The sequence below is a fragment of the Lichenihabitans sp. Uapishka_5 genome, from assembly GCF_033947565.1.
Taxonomy (GTDB): Bacteria; Pseudomonadota; Alphaproteobacteria; order Rhizobiales; family Beijerinckiaceae; genus Lichenihabitans.
Genome location: NZ_JARPVX010000003.1, coordinates 85388 through 110130 on the forward strand (window position 1 = coordinate 85388; position 24743 = coordinate 110130).

Sequence of the window (24743 nt, forward strand, 5' to 3'; positions counted from 1 at the left end):
CGCAGCGCAGCGCCGTCATGCCTTGCGCCGCCGGCGCGCCCGCGCCACAAGCGGCACCACACCCCTGAGGGAGCGACCCGTGCCGGACGATCTGGTGTTTCTCGTCGATGTCGACAACACGCTGCTCGACAACGATCGTTTTCAGGACCACCTGAAGGCCCACATCGCCGACCGCATGGGCGAGGCGGCGCGCGATCGTTATTGGGCCCTGCAGGACCATCTGTTCCATACGCTCGGCTATCGCGACTATCTCGGGGCCTGCCAGACGTTTCGCCTCGAGGCCCCGTCCGACCCGGAGCGGCTTTGGCTCGCGGCCTACATCCTCGACTTTCCCTTTGAGACGCTGCTCTACCCCGGCGCCACCGACCTGCTGGCCCGCCTGCGCGACCTCGGCCGCACCGTACTGCTGACCGATGGCGACGCGGTGTTCCAGCCCAACAAACTGCGCAGGTCTGGCCTGCTCGAAGCGGTCGATGGCGAGTTGATGCTGCCCGTCCACAAGGAGCAGGAGCTGCCCGAGATCGAGCGGCGCTTCCCGGCGCACCGTTATGTGCTGATCGACGACAAGCTGCGCATCCTGTCGGCCGTGAAAGCCGGCTGGAGCGATCGGGTCTATACGGTGTTTCCGCGCCAAGGCCAGTTCGGCCGCGATCCGGCCGTCGTGGCCGCTCACCCGGCGGCGGATCTCACCGTCGAGACCATCGCGGACCTGCTCGACCCCGGCCTGCTAGCCGCTATGCAGGGCTGAACAGGCCGTGACGCGCTTGTGGGAGGCGCCGAGCGCAGAGCGGTCGCGGTTTCGGCGTCGGGCTGAAGGGCTGCCCTGTTGGATGAAAGGCCGGTGAGCCCCGCCGTTTCATGGCGATGATGGCGGCTGCGCCGACGCCGGTCGGGTTGCAGCGGGTCAGGAGCCGGGTGTCTCCACCCGGCTCCCCCGTGTCATCGTGGCAAGTCAACACGTGACACCCGACCCCATCATCAAATCGCGGACCACGACGATCCGTCCCGCGCCGAACCGGCGTTGCATCGTCCGGAACAGTTAATCGTCGGCCGAAAGCCTCGAAAGGCCGCGTGCGACCCTCGCCGGCCAAGGCTTCGGCATATCGTCAGCCTGAGGTGCCGTCGCCTTCGCAGGCGGGACATTAAGGCTGTCCTGGCAAATCCAGATGCGAACGCGCTGAACAGAGCTTCTGCGCGCTCGCGTTTTTTACGGTCGTACAGTCCCATTTCGGATCCGCCATGTCGCATTCCGGCACTGGCCACCCATGGTCGGGCGCCCCCGTCCCAACGCCGCGCGCTCTCCTGAATCCACTACGATTGCTTAACCATTCTTATTCACCCTGAAGTTGCATTCGGAGCGGACGGACATGGGACAGCACGCAAAATTTCATGGTGGCATTTCGTCGAGGTGGGCATGCCGAGCCGGGCTGCTTCTCGGCACCACGGCCTGCATCGGCTTCGGTTCGCCGATGGCCGCCCTGGCGGCGCCGGCGAGCTTTACGGACGTGTGTACAGGGCTCGGGGTGGCGCTGCCGTCGCTCACGGGGGTGGTGCACAGCGCAGACACGACGCTCGGCACGTTGTTGCCGCCCCTCAACACCGTCATCGACGGCGTCAACACCAATGTGGTGGCGCCGTTGAGCGGACGGCAGGTCGGCATCGGCCTGCTTGACCCTTCGACCAACACTTTCGTGACCACGCCGTCGAGCGCCTGCAACCTGGCGCTGAACGGTCTTGCGGTCAACAACGTGGCCGGGATCACCATCGGCGGCGGCCAGATCACCGGGCTCGGCACTAGCGGTACGCCGGCCTCGGCGGGCGCCCTCAGCGCCGTGGCGCTCGGCAATGGGGCCACCACGGCGCCCGGCGTCGCCAATGCCCTGGCGCTTGGCACCGGCGCCACGGCCACCGCGGCCAACAGCACGGCGCTTGGCGCCGGCAGCGTCGCGGCGCGCGGCGCCGTGACGGCCTATGATGCACTTGGCTTGCTTGGCACCCAAAATTCCGCCGGCGAAGTCTCGGTCGGTGCCACGGGCGCGTTGCGGCAGGTCACGAATCTGGCGGCCGGGGCCGCCGACACCGATGCCGCCAATGTCGGGCAGGTGCGGGGCGTGTCGGCCCAGTTGGGCGCCGCCACAGCCGCGACCCTCGGAGGCGGTTCGGTCTATAATCCGCTGCTCGGCACCGTGACGCTGCCGAGCTTCACGATCCGCGGCACTGTTTACGCCAATGTGGGAGCGGCGCTCGACGCGGTCGATGTCGCGCTTGGATCGACCACACCGACGACCGGCGGCACGGCGCCCTTCGTGGGCAACAACACGGCGGCGCGCGCCGCCCCCACGGCCACGGGGGCCGATGCGACGGCCGGCGGCTATGGGGCGACGGCCACTGGCCGCAACTCGGTGGCGCTCGGGGCGGGATCGACCGATGGAGGTCAGGCCGACGTCGTCTCAGTCGGCGCCGCAGGAGCGGAGCGCCGCATCATCAACGTGGCGGCGGGCCAGGTGGCGGCCGGCTCGACCGATGCCGTCAACGGCGGCCAACTCTTCAACACCACCCAGCAGGTCGCGTCGCTGCAGCATGGCGCCGTGCAATACGATCGCGCCACGGACGGCACCACGCTTTCATCGGTGACGCTCGGCAGCGATGCGGGCGGCCCGGTGGTGATCCACAACCTCGCGCCCGGCGTCGCGACCAACGACGCCGCCACCGTCGGACAGGTGCAAGCCGTGGCCGCCACCTCGGTGCAATACACGACCGTCGATGGCGTCAAGACCAACACGATCACGTTGAGCGGTGGCCAGCCCGGCGGCGTTACCATCGGCAATCTGGCGCCCGGCCAACAAGGCACCGATGCCGTCAACCTGAACCAGCTGCAAAGCGCCTCCGCCGGCACCCTCGGGCAGGCGCAAGCCTATACCGATTCGCGCATCAGCAACCTCCAGGCGCTGACCGGGCGCGAGATCGCTTCGGCGCGGCGCGACGCCGCCGGTGGCACGGCCTTGGCGCTCGCGGCCACGGGCCTGCGCTACGACGACCGGCCCGGCAAGTTCTCGGTGGGCGGGGCCACAGCCTATTACAACGGCCAGGTCGGCCTAGCCTTCGGGGTCGCCGGCACATCGGAAACCGGCCGCGTCCGGGTCAATGCAGCCATCTCGGCCGCGCCGACGATCGACCACCCGGATGTGGGCGGCGTCATCGGCGCCTCCTTCGCGATCAACTGAGGCGGGTGCCGTCATGCCTCGCCTTTTGATGCCGGCCTTGGCGGCGCTGCTCATCGCCTTAGCCGCCCTCCCCTCGGCCCCTGCCTGGGCCGAGCCTGCCCTCGCCTCGGCCCCGGTCGAGATCGGCCTGTTCCGCGACGGCGAGGTACAGCGATCGACCGAGACCCACGGGGGATGGACGGTGGTGTGCGACCTCGTTCCCCGCTTGAAACACCGTTTCTGCAGCCTGCGGGCGGCGCCGGTGGCGATCGGGAGCGCCAAGGTGGCCCTGACGGTCTCGACCGGCGACGATGGTCGCCCGGCAGCCTTGTTGAGGCTGCCGTTCGGCCTGTCGCTGCCCTACGGGGTGTGGATCACCGCGATGAATGCCGCCGGCCGCGGCAAGGCGCGGCGCATCCCTGTCGCCTTATGCTCGGCGGATGCCTGCGAAGCCGTGTGGAGCCTCGACAGCGACGAGATCGCCGCCTTGCATCGTGGCAAGGGCCTCCAGGTTTCGGTGCAGGGGTGGCGGTTCACCCCGCTCGGTAAAGCCAACACCGGTCCCGCTCCGATCTCGACGCTGGTTGCGGCACAGGGCTTTGCCGAGGGTGTCGCGACCTCGATGCGTTGAGAGAGCGCCTAAAGGATATAGGTTTTGGCTCAAGGGGATGACACTGAAGCCTCCGAGCCTGAGCTGTGGCAGGACCTCCGATGCCGTCTTCGTTTGTCTTCGAGCCAGCTCGTCCTCGCGTTCCAATGGCCCTGCCAGAAAGTTTGCCGAATCCACGAAACCGGTAACGGCTTGTTAAGCACGTTGCGTCATAAATTCTCCATACCGCATCGTTAAATCATGCGGTGCGCGGGTTGACCGCGCGATCAAAGACCCTGCCACGGATGTACTGGCAGGGTTTTTGCCGTTTATGGCCTGTGATCGTCCGATAATGGCGCTTGCAGGCCGTCGGCGGCCCCAGTATAGAGCAGCAGTCGGCGACGCGATGCCGGCAAGTCGGAGTGTAGCGCAGCCTGGTAGCGCACCTCGTTCGGGACGAGGGGGTCGTAGGTTCGAATCCTATCACTCCGACCATCAATTCAAGACTGTTCGACAATCGTAAAAAGCCGCCTTCGGGCGGCTTTTTCGCGTTTTGGCTTCTGAGGCGCGCATGAAGCGTTTGCCGGATCGTCGCGGCGCATCGGAGGCTGCTTGGTCGGGGAAACCAAGCAGCCTCCGAGAGACTGCGTTCAGCCGGCCAGCAGGATTGCCGCATGGCCTGGGATCGTCCAGCCTTGCGGGCCCACGATCTCCGGCGTGCCGCTGCCGCCATAGGTCGGGTGCTCGCTCGACCACCGCACGGCCCAGTCGCCACCGCGCGGGGGTGCCACCAGCGGGCTCGGGATACTGCGCAGCCGCAGATCGAGGCCAAGGTTGACGAGCAGCAGCAAGGATCGGCCGTCGAGGGGGGTGAAGCGCAGCGCCAGGGCTTCCGGGCCCAGTACGGCGCCATCGACACGCCGCTCGGAGGACCGGACGGTGCGTCGCAGGGCCAACAGATCCCGATGCAACGCCATGGCGCTGGCGTGACGCTCGACTTCCGACCAGTCGAGTCGGCAGCGCGCAAAAGTTTCGATCGCATGCGGCGTCGGGATCACAGCCGTGCAGGCCGGGTCGGCATAGCTCGGGAACTGCGCCAGGGTCTCGATCCGGCCCTTGCGGACCATCTCGGACAACGGCGCCTCGTGGTCGGCGAAGTAATGGAATGGCGTCGAGGCGTTGAACTCCTGGCCCTGGAACAGCATCGGGGTGCCCGGCACCAGCAGCAGCAGCCCCGTCATGGCCCGGAAGCGGCCGGGGCTCGTCATCTGGTGGACGCGTCGGCCATGGACCGAATTGGCGATCTGGTCGTGATTCTCAAGGTAGGTGACGAAAACCGCGGGATCGATGTCCTGGGCCGGCACGCCGCGCGGCTTGCCGTGGAAGGCATACCGCTGCCCCTGGAACAGGTAGCCGAAGCGCGCCGCATCAATGAGCTCCTGCGGCGTCCCCTCATAGTCGACGTAATAGGATTCGTTGCGTCCCGTCAGGGCCACCAGGGCGGAATGCTGCAGGTCGTCGTTCCACAACCCGTCGAGGCCGCAGCCGCCGGCCTCGCGCGGCCTGACCAGGTCCGTGTCCTGGGGCTCGTTTTCGGCCACGACGTAAACCGCGCGTCCCGGTCCGGCTGCGCGGGCGGCCCGCGTCAAGGCCGCGATGACATGGTCGTCGGAATCGTCGTGCATGCTTTGCGTGGCGTCGAGCCTGAGCCCGTCGAAATGGAACTCGTCGACCCAATAGGCTGCGTTGCTGATGACGAGGTCGCGCAACCCATGGGCGTTGCGGCCGTCGTAGTTCAGCGACTCGCCCCATTCGTTGGCGTGGCGATCGGTGAAGTAGTCCTGGCTGTAGGCGCCGATGTAATTCCCGTCGGGCCCGAAGTGATTGTAGACGACGTCGAGGATGACGCCGATGCCGAGGCCATGGGCGCTGTCGATGAAGCGACGCAGATCGTCCGGCGCCCCATAGAGGTGGGTCGGCGCGAACAGGTCGACGCCGTCGTAGCCCCAGCCGAAGTGGCCGGGGAACTCGGCCACCGGCATCATCTCGATCATCGTGATGCCGACGTCGCGCAGGTGGGGCAGCTTGGCGATCGCTGCGGCCCAGGTGCCTTCCGGCGTGAAGGTGCCGATGTGCATCTCATACACCACGCGCTGCGTGGCCGGCACGCCGCGCCACTCCGCATCGCTCCAGGCGAAGCGCGACGGATCGACCACCATCGAGGGCCCATGCGGCCCTTCAGGCTGGAAGCGCGAGGCAGGGTCGGGATAGGCCGTGATGCCGTCCTCGAGCCGATAGGCATAGCGTGCGCCCTCCCCGAGCCCCGGGATATGGATCGCGAAATACCCGTCCTGATCCGGCTCCAGGATGTGTTCGGCGCCGTCGACCTCGATCGCCACGCGGCCGTGTTTCGGGGCCCACACCCGGAACGACACGCCGTCACCCAGACATTCGGCTCCCACCGGATAACGGCGGGACGGAACTTGTGTGGTCATCGATATGCTCATGAGTGATTTGACGCGGTGGACTGGGGACCGGCTGCTAGACGGGCTTCCCGACCGCCTCGTCGCCGACCAGCTCGCGCCACAGCAGGATGGTGGCCGCCATCAGGGCCGGACCGGCGAACAAGCCGACGAGGCCCCAGGTTTCCACACCGCCCAGGATGCCGATCAGCACCCACAGGAACGGCAGGCGGGTGGTGCCGCCGATCAGCGCGGGGCGGATGAAATGGTCGGCCGCGAAGGCCAGGATCGACCCGAGGGCCACGATCACGATGGCGGCCACCACGCTGCCTTGCACCAGCAGCACTGCGCCCGCCAGCAGCAACACCACCGTGACCGCAAAAGGCACCATTGCGGCGACGGCCGTGAGGGCGCCAAACAGAATGGGGTGCGGCAGCCCTGCCACCGCATAGGCGATGCCCATCAGGAATCCTTCTCCGAGGCCAACCAGCACCAGTCCGTCCACGGTGCCGTGCACCGAGGCCACCATCTGATGAGCGATGCGTTCGCCACGCGCGCCAAACAGCTTGCCGCTCGCGACCAGCATCTGCCGCATCAGCGCTTCGCCTTCCTTCAGCAGGAAGAACAACGTCATCAGGGCGAAGAAGAACAGCACCCCGCGATGCACGACATCCTTGGCGATCCGGCGCCCGGTGCGGGCGACCTGCGCCTTGTTGATGCGCTGAGCCAAACCGTCCGGCTCGACACCGTTGGCCAGATTGTCCTGCCACCAGTGCGATATGGCATCGGAGCCGAGTGGCAGGTGGCGCACCCATTCGGGCTCCGGGATGCCGGAAGTGGTGGCCTGACGATACAGCCCCATGACGTCATGGGCTTCGCGGGCCCCCTGGATGACCAGCACCAGCAATGGCAATCCGAACAGGAGCCCGAGGCCCAGCGAGAAGGCTCCCGGCACCAGGATGTTGTGACGCCCCGGCGGAAACCGCCGCAGGGTGCGCCGATACAGCGGCCAGAACGCGATGGCCAGAACGGCTGCCCACACTAGGGCGGGCAGAAAATCGTGGATGGTCCACAGGCTGAGGCCGAGCAGAACCGCAACCAGCGTGAAGCGGGCATTGCGCTGAAGCCGGGAAGACGTGTCGGCCGCATCGAGAGGAACCGGAGGGTTCGACACCGGCATCACCATGCTGCCCTCCTATGCAAAGGGGCAGCATGATGATGCACGTTGATCCAAGCCGGCATGCGTCAGGCTACCGCCTGGATGGCACCGGACGCCCGCGTTTCCGCAGCCTTCTGGTGAGCCACGGCCACGCAGGTTTCGACCGTCTCGCGCAGCGACGTCGTGAAATGGTCAGCCCCGATGACCGACCGCAGGCGCTCGTCCTGGAGCACCTTGGCATCCGCCGGCCAGAGACCAACCAGGATCGACACATTGGGCGCCCGCGCCTTGAGCCGCCGCACGAGATAATGCAGTGCAGCCGGATTGTTGTTGAGATCGAGATAGCTGACGCAGATCATCGCGGTATCGCCGAGGTCGAGCGACCGGATGCCGTCCCGCGACGCGAGGTCGTGCGCGGCCATGCGGCTCCCAAGTCCATGTTTGTCGAGCAACTGCCCGAGGATCGCAGACACGGCTTCGTCGAGCGGACCACGCCCAGCCAGACACAGCACAGGTGCCTCGACCTGCCATTGCGGCGCCAGCTCGTCTTCCGCCGGAGGCGTTGCGTCGATAGCGTTCGGTGCCGGCACATCGCGCTCAGCTTTGGACGTCACGCCAGCGGCGGCGGCTTTTTCCTCCGGGTGGGGGTCACGGTCGTCATGGTGGCCGAGGTCTTCCACCAGGTGCCGCACGCTCATGCGGATGTTGTCGATGCGATCGTCCTGCAGGACGCCACGCGACGCATCATTGGCCGCGAGCTGAAGGCCCTTCAGCACCACCTCGTCGTAGTAAGTCGTGAGCGACCGCTCCTTCAGCAGCAGTTCCGCCTGCTGGAGTGCCTCGTCGGGATCATCGGCCAGCATGCGCTGGTAGAAGTTCTCCACCGGCGTCAGCGCAGGGCGATCGCCAAGCAGCACGTCGAGGAATTCCAACCGGTCGACGTAGCGTCCCAGAACCACGAGGCACAAGGTCAGCGGCGTCGACAGGATGAGGCCGATCGGCCCCCAGATCCAAGACCAGAAGATCGCCGCGATCACCACGGCGGCAGGCGAAAGCCCGGTCGAATGACCATAGATCAGGGGCTCGACCACCTGGCCCGTGATGGTTTCGCTGATCAGGAACAGCCCAGCGGTCCAGATCACCAAGCTCCAGCCAGGATCGACCGCCGCCGCAAGCGCCAAAGGCAGCGCGGCTGCCAGCACGGCACCCACATAGGGAACAAAGCGCAGGATGCCGGCCAGGATGCCCCATAACAGGGCCGACGGCACACCGATGAAATACAGTCCGATGCCGATCACGGCGCCGAACACCGTGTTGATGCCGACCTGGGCGAGGAAGTATTTACTGAGGCGGTGGCCCGCATCGTCCATCGCCACGGTGGTGCGATGAAGGTCGCCAGACCCAGCCAGCCGGATCATCCTGTCGCGCAGATCCTCCTTCTGCATGAGAATGAACACAGCGACGATGAAGATGATCAGCGCGCTCTCGATCGGCTTCAACACCGGTTCGAGGACGTTTCGGGCGATCTCGAGCGGGGTGGACGGAGGCTGGCGCACCTCGACGGTGGTCGGCTTCGCGCCGTCAGGGGACGCGGCTGTTGCCGCCGCCTCGGGAGCGTTGGTGCCCTCGGGCTTCATATGCTCGCCGATGCGTTCGGTCATCGAGCGGAGCCGACCGAGGGTGGCACCCTGCAGGGCCGTCGCCTTGGTCTCGATCGTGGCAGCATAGCGCGGGACGTCGCCCGCCAATCCGGCGATCTGCAATCCGATGATCCCGACCAGAACCCCGATGGCGCCAAGGCCAATGACCACGGCAACCAAAACCGAGGGAATCTGCGGCACGTGGATTCGGCGTAGCAGCGCCACGATCGGCGACAACACGAACGACAACAGGATCGCCAGCGTGATCGGGACCAGCACCTCGCGACCGAGGTAAAGCGCTGCCACGACCACAACGCCGGTGATCAACGTGACGAGGCTGTTCAACCCAGGCAAAGGTGGCGGCGTGACCTGTGCCGGCTGCCGCGCCGTCGTATCCGCCATGGTGTCCATCCCCAAATTCCACGCCACGGCTAAGCCGTGATGGCCAGTCCAGCCCCCGCCGGCAGGCAGCTAACGTGCCGAGGCCCAGATCGTTCGCAGCATGGCCGAGGTTTGTGCCTCAAAATGAAAAAGGCGCGGCACCCGGAGGGTCCGCGCCTGTCATCCGCCTTGTTCAGACGTGTCAGTCCAGCTGCAAGCCAGCCGCGATGGCATCGTGGGCATCCGAGCCGAAGCCGAACGATTCGATGATGCGCTCCTGCAAAACCGTCAGAGCTTCCTTGTCGCGATACATGGCCTGCTCGGCCGCTTCGGCACGCCGCACCATGATTTCAAGGCTGCGCTGGCAGTCTTCGAGCCGCTTCTCGGCCGTGCTGGCGGCATCCTGCCAGCGGGCCGCCTCGGCCTCGGCGGCCTGGATCTGGGCGTTGGACCAGGAATCGACCTGCTTCACGTGGTCTTCGAGCTGCTTGTAGCGGCTGAGGATCAGCGACATGCCCTTGGAGGCCCGGTCCAGGATCTCGAGGCTGGCGTCGCCCGGGGCGGCCCGCTCGGCGCGCCGCGGCATCGCCACCACGGAGGGCTCGGCAGGAAGCTCGGCTTCTGGCAAGGGGGCCCGCTGCACGGTCGCGCGGGCCTCGGTCGCCACCGGCCGTGTCACGAGATCGGCCAGCGACACGCGTGTCAGCTTGGGCGACGTCGGCCGGCTCAGTGAACCGAGATACGAGCGGGGAAGGTCTTCGGCGAGGCTCATGCAGGGGTCCGACGACGGAGGCGGGCGTAAACCGACGCTAAACAAACGCGGTTAACGAAACCTTAACGACCATCGCCGACCCGATCCTGGCCATGCTAGAAGGGTGCATGACAGCGACACTCCTTTTCGACCTCGACGGCACGATCGCGGAAACCGACCACCTGCATTTCGAGGCGTTCCAAAGCATCTTCACGCCCCACGGGGTGGCGGTCGATTGGGACGTCTACACGTCGCGCATCATCGGCCGAAACAACCCCGACATCGCGGCGGAGTTCGTGCCTGGGCTGCCCGAAGCCGACCGTCTCATCCTGATGGACCGCAAGGAAGCGGCCTACCGCGAGCGCCTGCATGCGGTCGAGGCCGCGTCAGGCTTGCTGGGCCTGTTAGATTGGGCCGATGCCGAGGCGGTCCCTTGCGCGGTCGTCACCAATGCGCCGCGCGCCAATGCCGATGCGGTGCTGGCCATGCTGGACATCCGTCACCGCTTCAAGCTGGTGGTGATCGGCCCCGAGCTGCCCCAGGCGAAGCCACATCCCCTGCCCTATCTGACGGCCCTCGACGCCATGGGCGGCGATGCGGCCCGGTCGGTCGGGTTCGAGGATTCACGCACCGGTATCGCCTCGGCCGCGGGCGCCGGCCTCGGCGTCGTGGGCATCGCCTCGACCTTCGACCCCGAGGCGCTGCGGCAGGCCGGCGCCCATGTGGCCGGTCGAGACTTCACCGATCCGGCCATCCTCGACTTCGTGCGCCGCCGCACGGGTCGATAAACCGGGTTGCCGGCGGCCCCGGTCGTCTTTAAGCTTTCCGCTACGTCGGGGTGTTCGGTGTTCAAGCCGAGCTGAGAGCTCTCGCCCGTGAGAGAAACCCGTTGAACCTGAACCGGATCATGCCGGCGGAGGGAACGAAGCGATGCCCAGGCCCGGCCTGCGGTCCGAACCCTGTGTGGCGGGCCCGTCCATTATCCTAAGCCCGCCGGTGCGGGACGACCTCGCTGTTTCGCGGTTCGCGGCTCTCTCGAAGACCGTGCCGTGGACCGCCGTGTCGACGCTCCTCGGGCTGATGGCCGCCTGGGAAATCGCCGTGCGGGCATTCGCGGTGCCGCCGTACCTGCTGCCGGCCCCATCGCGCGTCGCCACAACGCTCGTCATCCGATTCCCGCTGCTGTGGCCCGACGCACTCGTGACCTTCGGCGAGATGATCGGCGGCCTCGCGATCGGCGTCCTGGCCGGCGCCGGTGCGGCGCTCCTGATGGCGCGGGCGCCGATCCTCGAACGCGCCCTCGCGCCCATCCTCGTCGTCACCCAGGCGCTGCCCGTCTTCGCCATCGCGCCGTTGCTGGTGATCTGGCTCGGCTTCGGCATCACGTCGAAGCTCGCCATGGCGGCGCTGGTGATCTTCTTCCCGGTCACCACCACCTTCCTCGAAGGCCTGCGCCGCACGGACGAAAATCTCGTCGACCTGGCGCGGCTGCATGGCGCCAGCCGGCGCGACCTGTTGTTCCTCATCCGCGTCCCGGCCGCCTTGCCGGCGCTCGGCAGCGGGCTGCGGGTGGCGGCCGCCGGGGCACCCATCGGCGCCATCATCGGCGAATGGGTCGGCTCGTCGTCGGGCCTTGGCCTCGCGATGTTGCATGCCAATGCCCGCATGCAGACCGACGTCGTCTTCGCCGGGCTGACGATCCTGGCCGCCTTCTCGGTGGCCTTGTGGGGGCTTGTCGGCCTCCTGACTCGCCGTCTCGTCTTCTGGGCGCCCGACACGCTTTGAACCCGTTCACAACCGGAGAGAAATCCTCGATGCGCTTGATCGCCATGCTGCTGGCCGCCTTCATGGCCACGCTGACCCCGGCCCTGGCCGAAACGAAACTCACGATCCTGCTCGACTGGTTCGTCAATCCGGATCATGCCGCTCTAGTGATCGCCAAGGAGGGCGGCTTCTTCGCCCGGCACGGCCTCGACGTCAGCTTCATCGAACCCGCCGATCCTGCCATGCCGCCGCGCCTCGTCGCAGCCGGACAGGGCGACATCGCGGTCACCTACCAGCCGAGCTTCTACCTGTCGCGCCAGGAAGGCATCGACCTCGTGCGGGTCGGCGCCGCCATCGCGACGCCGCTGAACACGCTGATCGTGCTGGAGGACGGCCCGATCAAGAGCCTCGCGGACCTGAAGGGCAAGTCGATCGGCTATTCGGTGTCCGGCTTCGAGGACGTGATGCTGTCGGCCATGCTGGCCAAGGCCGGTCTCACGGTCGCCGATGTGAAGCTCGTCAACGTCAACTTCGCCCTCACCGAGGCGCTCGTCAGCAAGCAGGTCGATGCCGTGGTGGGCGGCTACCGCAACTTCGAGCTGACCGAGATGAAGCTCGCCGGCCATCCCGGCCGGGCCTTCTACCCGGAGGACGTCGGCTTCCCCGCCTATGACGAGTTGATCTACGTGACGACCCCCGACAAGGCCAAGGCACCGCAAACCCGGGCCTTCCTGGACGCCACCGAGGACGCGACGTTGTTCATCCTCAACCACCCGGCCGAGGCCTGGGCCCAGTTCATCAAGGCCTATCCGAAGCTCGACGACCCGCTCAACAAGCAGGCCTGGGCCGATACCTTGCCGCGCCTCGACCATGATCCCGCCGCTGTGGACCTCGCCCGCTACACCCGCATGGCCGACTACCTGAAGAGCAAGGGGCTGTTGAAGGCCGTCGAGCCGGTGGAGCGCTATGTGGTGCCGGTGAACTAAGGCGCCGCCCACCCTTGCGCGCCGCGACCGTTCGGGCCATCTGGGACCTCAGGTCGAGGGAGAACCAGCATGGCGCCGCGCGGTCGCATATTCGATGAGATGGCCAAGTTGATGACCGATGCCGCTGGCGTCGCCCATGGGGTCCGGCGTGAAGCCGAGACGGCGGTCAAGACCCAGGCCGAGCGGCTTCTGTCCTCCATGGACGTGGTGTCGCGCGAAGAATTCGAGGCGGTGCGCGACATGGCCGCCACGGCGCGCGACGAGAACGAGGCCTTGAAGAAGCGCCTCGTGGTGCTTGAGGCGAAGCTCGCCTCCGGGGCTGCGACGGCCGGCTGATCATGCCGGCGGGATCGGCTCGGCCAGCAGGGACTTGAGGTCGAGCGCTAGCGACACCATCGCGAGTCCACCCTCGCGGTCGAGCGGCCAATCCGTTTGCGGCCGGTCCCAATAAAGTTCGACACCATTCTGGTCCGGGTCCCTCAGGTAGAGGGCCTCGCTCACGCCATGGTCGGACGCTCCATCGAGCGATACGCCGGCCGCGATCAACCGGCGCAGCGCCGTCGCAAGGTCGGCGCGCCGTGGATACAGGATGGCGAGGTGGTAGAGCCCTGTCGTCCCGGCCGCAGGCGGCGACCCGCCATGGCTTTCCCAGGTGTTGAGACCGATGTGGTGGTGGTAGCCGCCGGCCGACACGAAAGCCGCCTGACGCCCGAACCTCTGCATCAAGGTAAAGCCCAGCACCCCGCAGTAGAACCCGAGAGCCCGGTCGATATCGGCCACCTTGAGATGGACGTGGCCGATGCGGGCGCCGGACGCGATCGCCTCGCCGGGAACGGGGCTTGATGTCGTGGTCATAGGCGAACCGTCCTTACCTGCGCTGGGCTTCCATGACGCATCACCCGGCCCTTTCACGCCATCCACAACGATGGCTTCGGGGTCATGGGTCGTCGCTGTCGTTCTGCCATAATCCTGAAGCTTAAGCTGCGGGCAATATTCCCGCGGCGGCTTGGTCACGAGTGCGACACCGAGAAGACCAGATGTCCACAACGCGCGGCGAGGCCCGGCGTGTTGTAACGGCCCTCGCCGTTTCGTTCGGGCTATCGGCCTGCGTGCTCGACACGACGCGGCCGGGCGCCGACCTCGCGGTTCCGAACCGCTTCGACCATGCCGGAGCGACACCGAGCCCGTCGATCACCACCGACTGGCCTGCCTTGTTCGGTTCGCCGGAACTGACGCGGCTGGCTCGATCGACGGCCGACAACAACCTCGACGTCCAGGCCGCCGCGGCTCGCATCATCCAGGCCGACGCGCAGGCGCAGATCACCGACGCGGCCTTGCTGCCGACGCTCGACAGCAACACCAGTTCTTCGCGGAGCTGGACGCCCAGCACGGCGCGCTCGACGGCGAGCCCGTACACCACGACGGCGCTAGGCTCGCATCAATTGGGGCTGAGCGCTTCCTACGAGCTCGACCTTTGGGGCCGCAACCGCCTCGCCGGCCTCGCGGCCGAAGAAACCGCGGTGGCGACCCGCTTCGCCAAGGACACGCTGGTCCTGTCTTCGGTCGCTGCCACGGTGAACGCCTACCTCACCCTGTTGTCGGCGCAGGACCGGATGGCGGTCGCAGTCACCAACCTGAAGGATTCGCGTTTCATCCTGGAGGCCATCAAGAGCCGCCTCGCGGTTGGCACCGTGTCGCAGCTCGAAGTGGCCCAGCAGGAAACGCTGGTGAACCAGGTGCTGGCCCAGTTTCCGCCGCTGCAGCTTCAACTGCAGCAGGCCAAGACGCAGATCGCCATCCTGGCCGGCCGGACGCCCGAAAGCCTGAGCATCAAGGGTGGCACCCTGACCCGTCTGAAAACGCCATCGATCCCGGCCGGCGTCCCGTCGCAACTGCTGCGCCGGCGGCCGGACGTCGCCGAAGCGGAATCGACGCTCGCGTCATCCGACGCCAGCGTCGGATCGGCCAAGGCCGCCTTCTTTCCCACGCTCAGCCTGACTGCGAGCGGCGGCTTCGAGAGCACGGTGTTGAAGACCCTGCTGCGGCCCGAGGCGGCTTTCGGCTCCGTGGCGGCCGGGCTGACGCAGCCTTTGTTCGACGGTGGGGCCCTGCAGGGCGATTTCGCTTTGGCGAAGGGTCGCAATCTCGAAGACCTCGCCGACTATCGCAAAGCCGTCATCCAGTCCTTCGTCGATGTGGAAAATGCCTTGATCGCGGTGGAACAGGACACGGAGCTGCAAAAGCGGCTCTCGACCGCGGTCGACTCGTCACGGCGTGCCTATGACATCACGGCCGAACGCCTCAAGGAAGGAACCATCGACATCGTGCAGGTGCTGCAGGCGGAGCAATCCTTGTTTTCCGCGCAGGACGCGCTGGTCACGGCGCGGCTGAGCCGCTTTCAGGCCCTTGCCAGCCTGGCGCAGGCGCTCGGCGGCGGCTGGGTGCAGCCGGCCGCCGTCACGGTGCCGCCGCTCGATGGTGCGCTGCCGGGGCTCGCGCGCGCTTTGTCGGGCCCGGTCGCGGCAGGGCTCGAGGGTCCGCGGTCGTGAGGCGCCTCGTTTGGCTCGTCCTGATCCTGCTGGCTGCCTTTGTGGCGGTCGAGCGCATCCCGGCTTTGCACACACGGCTGCCCTGGCTGCCCGACGTGCCGGGGTTGACGGTCACAAACCACGAGACGGCCGACGCCGGCGGCGCAGCCCAGGAGTCTGAACCGCAAGGCCAGGGCCGACGCCGACGTGGCGGTGGCGGTGGTCGGCGCGGCGGCCCCGATGGCACCACGCCGGTGCTGGCCAGCCCCGTCGAGCGCGCCGACGTGCCGGTGACCGCGGAGGTGCTGGGCACCGTGCAGGCGACCAACAGCGTTACGGTCAAGAGCCAGGTCGACGGCAAGCTGGTCGAGCTCGCCTTCAGGGACGGGCAGGACGTGGCCAAGGGCGACATCCTGGCCCGCATCGACCCCGTCACCTTTCAGGCCGCCTACGATCAGGCCGTCGCCAAGAAGGCTCAGGACGAGGCCACCCTGGCCAATTCACAGGCCGACCTCGTGCGCTACACCAAGCTGGCCTCGACCCAATATGGCTCGGCCCAGCAGGCCGATACCCAGAAGGCCCAGGTGGCGCAGAACAGGGCCTTGATCGAGCAGGACACGGCCGCCATCGACAACGCCAAGGCGACGCTCGATTACGCCACCATCCGGGCACCTATCTCGGGCCGTACCGGCATCCGGCTCGTCGACGCCGGAAACATCGTGCATGCGTCCGACACCACCGGCATCGTCACCATCGCGGAAGTGAAGCCGGTCGCGGCCGTGTTCAACCTGCCCCAGCAGCTGCTCGGCCAGATCAACGCCGCCCAGGCGGGCGGCCCGCCGTTGAAGCTCGAAGCATTCAACCCCGACACCCGGCAGCTGATCGACACCGGCGTCCTCGACGTGGTGGACAACACGGTCGACCAGACCACCGGCACCGTGAAATTGAAGGGCAGCTTTCCCAATACGGCGCTGCAGCTTTGGCCCGGCCAGTTCGTCAACCTGCGGCTCACCATCGCGACCGACCCCGACGTGGTGGTGGTGCCGACCCCGGCGGTGCAGCGCGGCCCGGACGGTGCTTTCGTCTTCGTGGTGAAGCCGGACTCGACCGTGCAGCTGCAGAAGATCACCGTCGGGCGGCAGACCGAGGATCGCAGTGTCGTGACGGCGGGCCTCGCCCCGCCGGCCGAGGTGGTGACGACCGGCTTCACGCGGCTGACAGACGGCGCCAAGGTTGCGGTGGCGGACGCGACGGCTCCGGAAGGCGCTTCCCCGCCGCAAGCCAAGCCGGACGCCAACGGGGCGGAGCCACATCGCAGAAACCGGAACGCTGGCGGGCAGGAGCGCACCGGCGCGCGGCAGGAGTGAGCCCCGGTTCACAGAGCCGCACCGCACCGCTCCACCGGTGGCCTTGCTTTGACCATGCGATGGCAGCATGCCATCGGGCGAACCTCGGAACGCCGCGCCCATGAGCGTCTCCTCACTCTTTATTCGCCGGCCGATCGCCACGGCCCTGCTGGCCGTGGCCGTGCTGCTGGCCGGCATCCTGGGTTATCGGCAGCTGTCGGTGTCGTCCCTGCCGCAGGTCGACTTCCCCACCGTCCAGGTGACGACGCAATTGCCCGGTGCCAACCCGGACACGATCGCGGCCCTGGTGACGGCTTCGCTCGAACGACAGTTCGGCCAGATCCCGTCCTTGCAGACCATGTCGTCGCAGAGCTCCTTCGGGCTGAGCCAGATCACGCTGCAATTCGAACTCGGACGCGACATCGACGCCGCCGCCCAGGACGTGCAGTCGGCCATCAACGCCGCCGCCTCGACGCTGCCGAAGAATCTCCCTTACCCGCCCACCTATTCGAAGGTGAACCCGGCCGACACGCCGATCCTCACGCTGGCGCTCACCTCCGACACGGTGCCGCTGCGCGGGCTGTCGGACGTCGCCGACACCCTGCTCGGGCCCCGCCTCAGCCAGGTGACGGGCGTCGGCCACGTGGCGGTCGAAGGCAACATCCGCCCCGCCATCCGCATCCAGGCCGACCTGACGCGGCTTGCGGCCTACGGGATCGCCATCGAGGATCTACGTACCGCGATCAGCAACGCCAATGTGGCAGGTTCGAAAGGCTCGCTCGACGGCAAGGCCCAGGCCTATACGATCGCGGCCAACGACCAGATCGATGCGGCCGACACATACAAATCCATCGTCGTGGCCTACCGCAACGGCGCCCCGGTGTTGCTGCGCGACGTGGCCGACGTGGTGGACGGGCTCGAGAACGCCCGCGTGGCCGGCTGGTACAAGGGCCACCCGGCCGTCATCATCGACGTTCAGCGGCAGCCCGGCGCCAATGTGGTCGAGACGGTGGACCGCCTGAAACGGGAGCTGCCGAAGCTCAGCCGCTCGCTCGCGGCCGGCGTGACGCTCGAAACCGTGCATGATTCTACCGAAACCATTCGCGCCTCGATCGCCGATGTCGAGTTCACCCTGGTGTTGTCGGGCGCCCTGGTGGTGCTGGTGGTGCTGGTGTTCCTGCGCACCTTGCGGGCGACGATCATCGCCGGCGTGGCCTTGCCGCTCTCGATCGTCGCCACCTTTGCGGTGATGTGGGCAGCGGGCTTTTCGCTCAACAATCTGTCGCTGATGGCGCTGACGATCTCGACCGGCTTCGTGGTCGACGACGCGATCGTGATGATCGAGAACATCGTCCGCAAGATCGAGGAAGGCGAAACGCCGCTCGATGCGGCCCTGTCGGGCGCCCGCGAGATCGGCTTCACGGTGATTTCGCTGACGGTGTCGCTCGTCGCGGTGTTCATCCCGCTTTTGTTCATGACCGGCATCGTGGGCCGCATGTTCCGGGAATTCGCTTTGACGCTCACCTTCTCGGTGGTGGTGTCGGCGGTGGTGTCGCTGACCTTGACGCCGATGATGTGCGGGCGGCTGCTGAAGGCCGTGCCGCGTGACGCGCGCGAGCCCTGGCTCATGCGGCTCGCCGAAGCGCCGATCAACGGCCTGGCCCGGCTTTATGGTGTGACGCTGCATTGGGCGTTGCGCCGGCAGACGCTGATGCTGCTCGTGACCCTGGTGACGATCGGTATCACGGGCTGGCTGTATGTGATCGTCCCGAAGGGGTTCCTGCCGGCCCAGGATACCGGCCTCATCAGGGCGGTGATCGAGGGCGCGCCGGCTGCGTCCTTTGCCGATATGAGCCGCTTGCAGGCGGAAGCCGAGGCGGCGTTGCGCGACGATCCTGATGTGACGGGCGTCGTCACGGTGCTGGGCGTCGGCCTGCTCAACCCGACCCCCAATATCGCCAACCTGCAGATCGGCCTCCGCCCGGCCGAACAGCGCCGGGCGACCGCTGCCACGGTCGCCGAGCGGTTACGCGGCAAGCTCGCCGGTATTCCGGGCCTGACCGCCTATGTGAAGCCGGTGCAGGACATCCAGATCGCCACCGCGTCAAGCCGCTCGCAATATCAATATACCTTGACCTCGACCGACACCGCTTCGCTCGCCGAATGGGCGCCGAAGCTCGTCGACGCGATGCGCCGCGACGGCACCTTTCAGCACGTCGCCAACGAGGTGCAGGACGGTGGCCTGCGGGCCTTCGTGGACATCGACCGCGGCAAGGCCGGGCGCCTCGGGATATCGGCCCAGCTGATCGACGACACGCTCTACGATGCCTTCGGGCAGCGGCAGATCTCGACCATCTACGCCCAATCCAACCAATATCGGGTCATTCTGGAGGCGGCGCCGCGCTATCTCGCCGATCCGGCGGTGTTGAACACCCTTTACGTCGGCATCTCGGGCGGCGCCCAGGTGCCGCTCGTTTCCTTCGCGACCCTCAAGCGCACCACGGCGCCGCTGTCGATCGCCCACCTCGAACAGTTCCCGGCCGACACCGTGTCGTTCGATCTGCCCGAAGGCACCTCGCTCGACATGGCCGTCCAGCGCATCGCCACCCTGCAGCGCGAGATCAACATGCCCGATCAGGTGATCGGCTCGTTCGGGGGCGATGCGGCGGAGTTCCAGAAATCGCTCGCCGGCGAGCCCTGGCTGATCCTCGCGGCCGTGGTGACGATCTACCTCGTGCTGGGCGTGCTATACGAAAGCTTCATCCATCCGCTGACGATCCTCTCGACCCTGCCATCGGCGGGCGTCGGCGCCATCCTGGCCTTGATGGTTTGTGGACAGGAACTCTCGGTCGTGGCGCTGATCGGCATCATCCTGCTGATGGGCATCGTCAAGAAGAACGCCATCATGATGATCGACTTCGCTACGGCGGCGGAGCGCGAGGAAGGCCTGTCGCCCTTCGACGCCATCGAGCGCGCCTGCCGGCTGCGCTTCCGTCCCATCATGATGACGACGCTGGCGGCGTTGTTCGGCGCCGTGCCGCTCGCCTTCGCGCATGGCAGCGGCGCCGAGTTGCGGGTGCCGCTCGGCATCACGATCATCGGCGGCCTGCTGCTCAGCCAGGTGCTGACGCTCTACACGACGCCGGTGATCTACCTGGCCATGGAGCGGCTCGGTGGACGGTTCGGCCTCGGCACGAAGCGCGACATCCCGATCCCGGTCGAGGAGGAGCGCTATCCTGCGATGCCGCGTCGGGCGGCGGAGTGACGTGGGTCTATCGACAATCCTCATTCCGGACGAAGCGAAGCGAAGATCCGGAACCGGGGAGCCTGCGAAGCGAAGGTTGACGCACACCGGTTCCGGGTTCCGCGTCGCGGCCCCGGAATGAGGGAGTTTTGAGGGTGTCTACGCCTCGTCCCCGCGCTTCGGCGCCGGCAGCGCCTGGACGCGCTCGGTACGGGTCGGCGTGGCATTGCGGGTCGGGTTGTTGAGCCGCCGATCCAAATAGGCCCCGACCTCGGCGATCAGCGGATCGACACAATTCTCGAAGAAGTGGTTCGCCCCGTTGATGACGGCATGCTCGATCGCGATGCCCTTCTGGGTCTTCAGCTTCTCGATCAGCGCCGTCACTTCCTTCATCGGCGCGACGCGGTCCTTATCGCCATGCACGAAGAGGCCCGAAGACGGGCATGGGGCCAGGAACGAGAAATCATACAGTGTCGCGGGCGGCGCGATCGAGATGAAGCCTTCGATCTCAGGACGGCGCATCAGCAACTGCATGCCGATCCACGCCCCGAACGAGAAACCGGCGATCCAGCAGGCGCGCGCCTCGGGGCTGATGGTCTGGGCCCAGTCGAGGGCCGCCGCCGCATCCGACAGCTCGCCAGAGCCGTGATCGAAACTGCCCTGCGAGCGACCGACGCCCCGAAAATTGAAGCGCAGCACCGAGAAGCCCCGCTCCGCGAAGGCGTAATACATGTTGTAGACGATCTGGTTGTTCATCGTGCCGCCGAACTGCGGATGCGGATGCAGCACGATGGCGATCGGAGCCCCGCGTGCCTTGGCGTGATGGAAGCGGCCCTCGAGCCGTCCGGCCGGACCGTTGAAGATGACTTCGGGCATGGAGACCTCGGGAAGACGCCTTTCGCCGCAGCCCCGCAAGGCACGGCAAAAGTGAGAATGATTTTCACATCGAACCTTGACTCACGGCGCGCCGCATGGTGCTAGAATAATTCTAACAGGTGGCGGGGCCGCGCCGTCGCGGGTCCGTTGCGGGTGATCGCAAGCGGCGCGTGCTTACCATGGCCGCCGTGTTCCTTTGCAAGCTTTTTGAGTTCTGGATGTCCGCTCCGCGGTGCTACCTCGACTACAATGCCACGACGCCGCTCCGCCCGGGCGCGCGCGCGGCTATGGTCGCGGTGCTTGAGGCAACCGGTAACCCATCCTCGATCCACGCCGAAGGCCGTGCGGCGCGGCGGGTGGTCGAGCAAGCACGCGCCCAGGTAGCGGCGCTGGTGGGCGCCGCGGCGGACGCCATCGTCTTCACCGCCGGGGCGACCGAGGGTGCCGCTCTCGCGCTGTCGCCGACCCTCGCGGGCCCGACAGCCCCACGCGGCGTCCGACGCCTTCTCGTGTGCGCCACCGAACATGCAGCGGTGCGCCACGGACACCGCTTCGCCGAAGCCGACGTGACGGTGCTGCCGGTGGACCGACACGGCGTTCTCAGGCTCGATGCCTTGGCGTCGGCCTTGGCGGACGACGGCGGCAGCCCCGCCCTTCTGGCCCTGCAGGCCGCCAACAACGAGACGGGCGTGTTGCAGCCGACGCGCGTCGCCGCCCAACTCGTTCACGCGGCCGGTGGGCTGCTGGTGTGCGACGCCGTCCAGATGGCCGGACGCATGCCGTTCGGCCTCGAAGAGTCCGGTGCCGACGTGGCGCTGCTGTCGAGCCACAAGATCGGTGGTCCGCAGGGCGTCGGCGCTGTGGCCTTGGCCCCCGGGGTCGTGCTTGGGGCCGCTCTCGTGCGGGGCGGTGGCCAGGAACGCGGCGCCCGGTCAGGCACGGAGAACGTCGCCGGCATTGCGGGCTTCGGCGCAGCCACCCTGGAGAGCCGCGACTCCGAGTCGGATCGCCTCGCAGCTCTGCAGCACCGCCTCGAACACGGCTTGGCGGCGCTCGACGCGGAGGCCAGCGTATTCGGCGGCGCGGTGGCGCGCCTGCCCAATACCACCGCCTTCGCGGTACCCGGCATGGCGGCGGAGACGTTGCTGATCGCTCTGGACCTGGCCGGTTTGGCAGTCTCGTCAGGCTCTGCCTGCGCGTCCGGCAAGGTGGCGCGCTCGCATGTGCTCGACGCCATGGGAGTGCCGGCCATACTGGCGCAAGGCGCGCTGCGACTCAGCACCGGCTGGGCTTCGACCGCAGCCGACATCGATCGCTTTCTCACCGCCTTCGACGTCGCAAGACGCCGCATGCGCAAGGGGCCGCTACCCATCGCGGCCTGACCACCCCATCTGAGGCTGACAGCCTTCGCATCACCTCGCGGCTTTGAACCGCCGAGCCAAGGAGCACCGAATGCCCGCCGTCCAGGAAACAGTGGATCGCGTCAAGGAAATCGAAGTCACCGAGTACAAATACGGCTTCGTCACCGAGATCGAGTCCGACAAGGCCCCGAAGGGCCTCAGCGAAGATATCGTGCGGTTCATCTCGGCCAAGAAGAACGAGCCGGAATGGCTTCTCGAGTGGCGCCTCGATGCCTACCGCCGTTGGCTGACGATGCGTGAGCCCGATTGGGCGCGTGTCGAATATCCCCGGATCGACTTCCAGGATCTTTATTATTATTCCGCCCCGAAGGGCACCACGGGTCCACGTACGATCGACGACGTCGATCCGGAACTGCTGCGCACCTATGAGAAGCTCGGCATCCCGCTGCGCGAGCAGGAAGTGCTGGCCGGCGTGCAAGAGCGCCGCGTTGCGGTCGACGCCGTGTTCGACAGCGTTTCGGTGGCCACCACCTTCAAGGACGAGCTCGCCAAGGTCGGCGTGATCTTCTGCCCGATTTCGGAAGCCGTGCACACGCATCCCGAGCTGGTGAAGCAGTATCTCGGCTCGGTGGTGCCGACCTCGGATAACTTCTACGCCACCCTCAACGCGGCCGTTTTCTCGGACGGGTCGTTCGTCTACATCCCGCCGGGCGTCCGCTGCCCTATGGAGCTGTCGACCTATTTCCGCATCAACGAGCAGAACACCGGCCAGTTCGAGCGCACGCTCATCATCGCCGACAAGGGGTCCTACGTCAGCTACCTCGAAGGCTGCACGGCACCGAAGCGCGACGAGAACCAGCTCCACGCAGCCGTTGTCGAGCTCGTTACGCATGACGATGCCGAGATCAAATATTCGACGGTGCAGAACTGGTATCCGGGCGACGCCGAGGGCAAGGGCGGCATCTACAACTTCGTCACCAAGCGGGGCGACTGCCGCGGCGCCAACTCGAAGATTTCCTGGACCCAGGTCGAGACGGGCTCGTCCATCACCTGGAAATATCCGTCCTGCATCCTGCGCGGTGACAACTCGCGCGGCGAGTTCTACTCGATCGCCATCTCGAACGGCCGGCAGCAGGTCGACTCGGGCACCAAGATGATCCATCTCGGCAAGAACACGACGAGCCGCATTATCTCGAAGGGCATCTCGGCCGGGCACTCGCAGAATACCTATCGCGGCCTCGTATCGGCGCATCGCAAGGCCACCAACGCCCGCAACTTCACCAATTGCGACTCGTTGCTGATCGGCGAGAACTGCGGCGCCCATACGGTGCCGTATATCGAGGCCAAGACGTCCACGGCGCAGTTCGAACACGAAGCCACCACCTCGAAGATCTCCGAAGATCAGATGTTCTATTGCCGTCAGCGTGGCCTGTCGGATGAGGAAGCAACAGCGCTGATCGTCAACGGCTTCGTGCGCGACGTGCTGCAGCAGCTGCCGATGGAATTCGCGGTCGAGGCGCAGAAGTTGATCGCCATCTCGCTCGAAGGCAGCGTGGGGTAAAGGCTGCCGCGGAAAACCAATCTCATCGTCGTCCTTGCGAGGAGCGGAGCGACGAAGCAACCCAGGGGTGCGCCTCGGTGCCCTGGGTTGCTTCGCTCCGGTTGCACTGACGAACAAGCTCTTCAGGAACACCAGCATGCTTGAAATCAAGAACCTTCACGTCGAAATCGACGGCAAGAAGATCCTCAACGGCCTCAACCTTCAGGTGAAGCCGGGCGAAGTGGCCGCCATCATGGGCCCGAACGGCTCCGGCAAGTCGACGCTGTCCTATGTCATCGCCGGCAAGGATGAATATGACGTCACCGACGGCGAGATCCTCCTCGATGGCCAGAACATCCTCGAGATGGACCCCGAAGAGCGCGCCGCCGCAGGTGTGTTCCTGGCCTTCCAATACCCGGTCGAGATCCCCGGCGTGGCCACGATGACGTTTCTCAAGGCCTCCCTCAATGCGCAGCGCAAGTCGCGCGGCGAAGCGGTGTTGTCGACTCCGGACTTCATGCGCGCCGTTCGCGAGGCCGCCGATACCCTGCAGGTCAACCCCGACATGCTGAAGCGGCCGTTGAATGTCGGCTTCTCGGGTGGCGAGAAAAAGCGCATGGAAATCCTGCAGATGGCGCTGCTGGCGCCACGCTACGGCATTCTGGACGAGACGGATTCCGGCCTCGACATCGACGCCCTGCGGATCGTCTCGGAAGGCGTCAACAAGCTGCGCGCCGCGAACCGCGGTTTCCTGGTCATCACGCATTACCAGCGCCTGCTCGACTACATCAAACCCGATGTCGTCCACGTCATGTCGAAGGGTCAGATCGTGAAGTCCGGCAGTGCCGACCTGGCGCTCGAGCTCGAGAAGAGCGGCTATCGCGATTATGTCGCGGCCGAGGCGGCGTGAGGC

The 24743-nt window shown here is 66.7% G+C and carries 19 protein-coding genes, 1 tRNA gene and 1 riboswitch; of the genes, 14 read left to right on the plus strand and 6 right to left on the minus strand.

Features of this window, described 5'->3' with window-relative positions; genetic code table 11:
* Positions 1-79 precede the first annotated feature (79 nt).
* The 4 genes from P7D22_RS02380 (at position 80) to P7D22_RS02395 (ending at position 4287) form a co-directional block, all read left to right on the plus strand.
* Positions 80-748 carry an HAD family hydrolase gene (locus P7D22_RS02380; RefSeq protein ID WP_319932599.1) on the plus strand — a complete coding sequence of 223 codons (669 nt, stop codon included), beginning with the start codon at positions 80-82 and terminating at the stop codon, positions 746-748.
* A gap of 619 nt (positions 749-1367) precedes the next feature.
* Entirely contained in the window at positions 1368-3224 is a 1857-nt protein-coding gene (locus tag P7D22_RS02385) for a YadA-like family protein (protein WP_319932600.1), read from the plus strand.
* Between the two features lie 13 nt (positions 3225-3237).
* Positions 3238-3834 (plus strand): invasion associated locus B family protein, encoded by a 597-nt coding sequence (locus P7D22_RS02390; protein ID WP_319932601.1) that lies wholly within the window; start codon positions 3238-3240, stop codon positions 3832-3834.
* 376 nt (positions 3835-4210) lie between these two features.
* Positions 4211-4287: transfer RNA gene (locus P7D22_RS02395), tRNA-Pro, on the plus strand.
* Positions 4288-4442: 155 nt separating this feature from the next.
* Here the strand turns inward: P7D22_RS02395 and treZ are convergent.
* From treZ to P7D22_RS02415, 4 genes are all read right to left on the minus strand, one after another.
* On the minus strand, positions 4443-6287 hold the full coding sequence (treZ, locus tag P7D22_RS02400; protein ID WP_319932602.1) for a malto-oligosyltrehalose trehalohydrolase: 1845 nt from the start codon (positions 6285-6287) through the stop codon (positions 4443-4445).
* A gap of 46 nt (positions 6288-6333) precedes the next feature.
* Complete coding sequence (locus tag P7D22_RS02405; protein ID WP_319932603.1) at positions 6334-7440, minus strand: AI-2E family transporter; 1107 nt, start codon at positions 7438-7440, stop codon at positions 6334-6336.
* A gap of 59 nt (positions 7441-7499) precedes the next feature.
* The gene (locus P7D22_RS02410; RefSeq protein ID WP_319932604.1) at positions 7500-9455 is read right to left on the minus strand and encodes an AI-2E family transporter; all 1956 of its coding nucleotides are present in this window, start codon (positions 9453-9455) and stop codon (positions 7500-7502) included.
* Positions 9456-9636: 181 nt separating this feature from the next.
* Positions 9637-10206 (minus strand): hypothetical protein, encoded by a 570-nt coding sequence (locus P7D22_RS02415; protein ID WP_319932605.1) that lies wholly within the window; start codon positions 10204-10206, stop codon positions 9637-9639.
* Between the two features lie 107 nt (positions 10207-10313).
* Between P7D22_RS02415 and P7D22_RS02420 the strand changes: the two genes are divergently transcribed.
* The 4 genes from P7D22_RS02420 to P7D22_RS02435 all read left to right on the plus strand — a co-directional run bounded on the left by P7D22_RS02420 (position 10314) and on the right by P7D22_RS02435 (position 13271).
* Positions 10314-10973, plus strand: a complete 660-nt coding sequence (locus P7D22_RS02420) for an HAD family hydrolase (RefSeq protein ID WP_319932606.1) — start codon at positions 10314-10316, stop codon at positions 10971-10973.
* Positions 10974-11009: 36 nt separating this feature from the next.
* Positions 11010-11124, plus strand: a riboswitch (TPP riboswitch).
* Positions 11116-11970 (plus strand): ABC transporter permease, encoded by an 855-nt coding sequence (locus P7D22_RS02425; RefSeq protein ID WP_319932607.1) that lies wholly within the window; start codon positions 11116-11118, stop codon positions 11968-11970. It overlaps the preceding riboswitch by 9 nt.
* A 29-nt stretch (positions 11971-11999) precedes the next feature.
* Complete coding sequence (locus P7D22_RS02430; protein WP_319932608.1) at positions 12000-12935, plus strand: ABC transporter substrate-binding protein; 936 nt, start codon at positions 12000-12002, stop codon at positions 12933-12935.
* A gap of 69 nt (positions 12936-13004) precedes the next feature.
* Positions 13005-13271, plus strand: coding sequence for an accessory factor UbiK family protein (locus P7D22_RS02435; RefSeq protein WP_319932609.1), 267 nt, complete (start codon positions 13005-13007; stop codon positions 13269-13271).
* Here the strand turns inward: P7D22_RS02435 and P7D22_RS02440 are convergent, their stop codons facing one another.
* The gene (locus tag P7D22_RS02440; protein WP_319932610.1) at positions 13272-13790 is read right to left on the minus strand and encodes a VOC family protein; all 519 of its coding nucleotides are present in this window, start codon (positions 13788-13790) and stop codon (positions 13272-13274) included.
* A gap of 182 nt (positions 13791-13972) precedes the next feature.
* Between P7D22_RS02440 and P7D22_RS02445 the strand changes: the two genes are divergently transcribed.
* The 3 genes from P7D22_RS02445 to P7D22_RS02455 all read left to right on the plus strand — a co-directional run bounded on the left by P7D22_RS02445 (position 13973) and on the right by P7D22_RS02455 (position 20074).
* Complete coding sequence (locus tag P7D22_RS02445) at positions 13973-15484, plus strand: efflux transporter outer membrane subunit (protein ID WP_319932611.1); 1512 nt, start codon at positions 13973-13975, stop codon at positions 15482-15484.
* Positions 15481-16830 carry an efflux RND transporter periplasmic adaptor subunit gene (locus P7D22_RS02450; RefSeq protein ID WP_319932612.1) on the plus strand — a complete coding sequence of 450 codons (1350 nt, stop codon included), beginning with the start codon at positions 15481-15483 and terminating at the stop codon, positions 16828-16830. The genes P7D22_RS02445 and P7D22_RS02450 overlap by 4 nt, the downstream gene beginning before the upstream one ends.
* A gap of 100 nt (positions 16831-16930) precedes the next feature.
* Positions 16931-20074 carry an efflux RND transporter permease subunit gene (locus P7D22_RS02455; protein WP_319932613.1) on the plus strand — a complete coding sequence of 1048 codons (3144 nt, stop codon included), beginning with the start codon at positions 16931-16933 and terminating at the stop codon, positions 20072-20074.
* 138 nt (positions 20075-20212) lie between these two features.
* On the opposite strand, the gene P7D22_RS02460 is transcribed toward P7D22_RS02455, so the two are convergent.
* On the minus strand, positions 20213-20929 hold the full coding sequence (locus P7D22_RS02460; RefSeq protein WP_319932614.1) for an alpha/beta hydrolase: 717 nt from the start codon (positions 20927-20929) through the stop codon (positions 20213-20215).
* A gap of 218 nt (positions 20930-21147) precedes the next feature.
* Between P7D22_RS02460 and P7D22_RS02465 the strand changes: the two genes are divergently transcribed.
* The 3 genes from P7D22_RS02465 (at position 21148) to sufC (ending at position 24740) form a co-directional block, all read left to right on the plus strand.
* Entirely contained in the window at positions 21148-22311 is a 1164-nt protein-coding gene (locus P7D22_RS02465; RefSeq protein ID WP_319932615.1) for a cysteine desulfurase family protein, read from the plus strand.
* Positions 22312-22381: 70 nt separating this feature from the next.
* Positions 22382-23851, plus strand: a complete 1470-nt coding sequence (gene sufB / locus P7D22_RS02470) for a Fe-S cluster assembly protein SufB (RefSeq protein ID WP_319932616.1) — start codon at positions 22382-22384, stop codon at positions 23849-23851.
* Between the two features lie 136 nt (positions 23852-23987).
* On the plus strand, positions 23988-24740 hold the full coding sequence (gene sufC / locus P7D22_RS02475; RefSeq protein WP_319932617.1) for a Fe-S cluster assembly ATPase SufC: 753 nt from the start codon (positions 23988-23990) through the stop codon (positions 24738-24740).
* Positions 24741-24743: the final 3 nt, after the last annotated feature.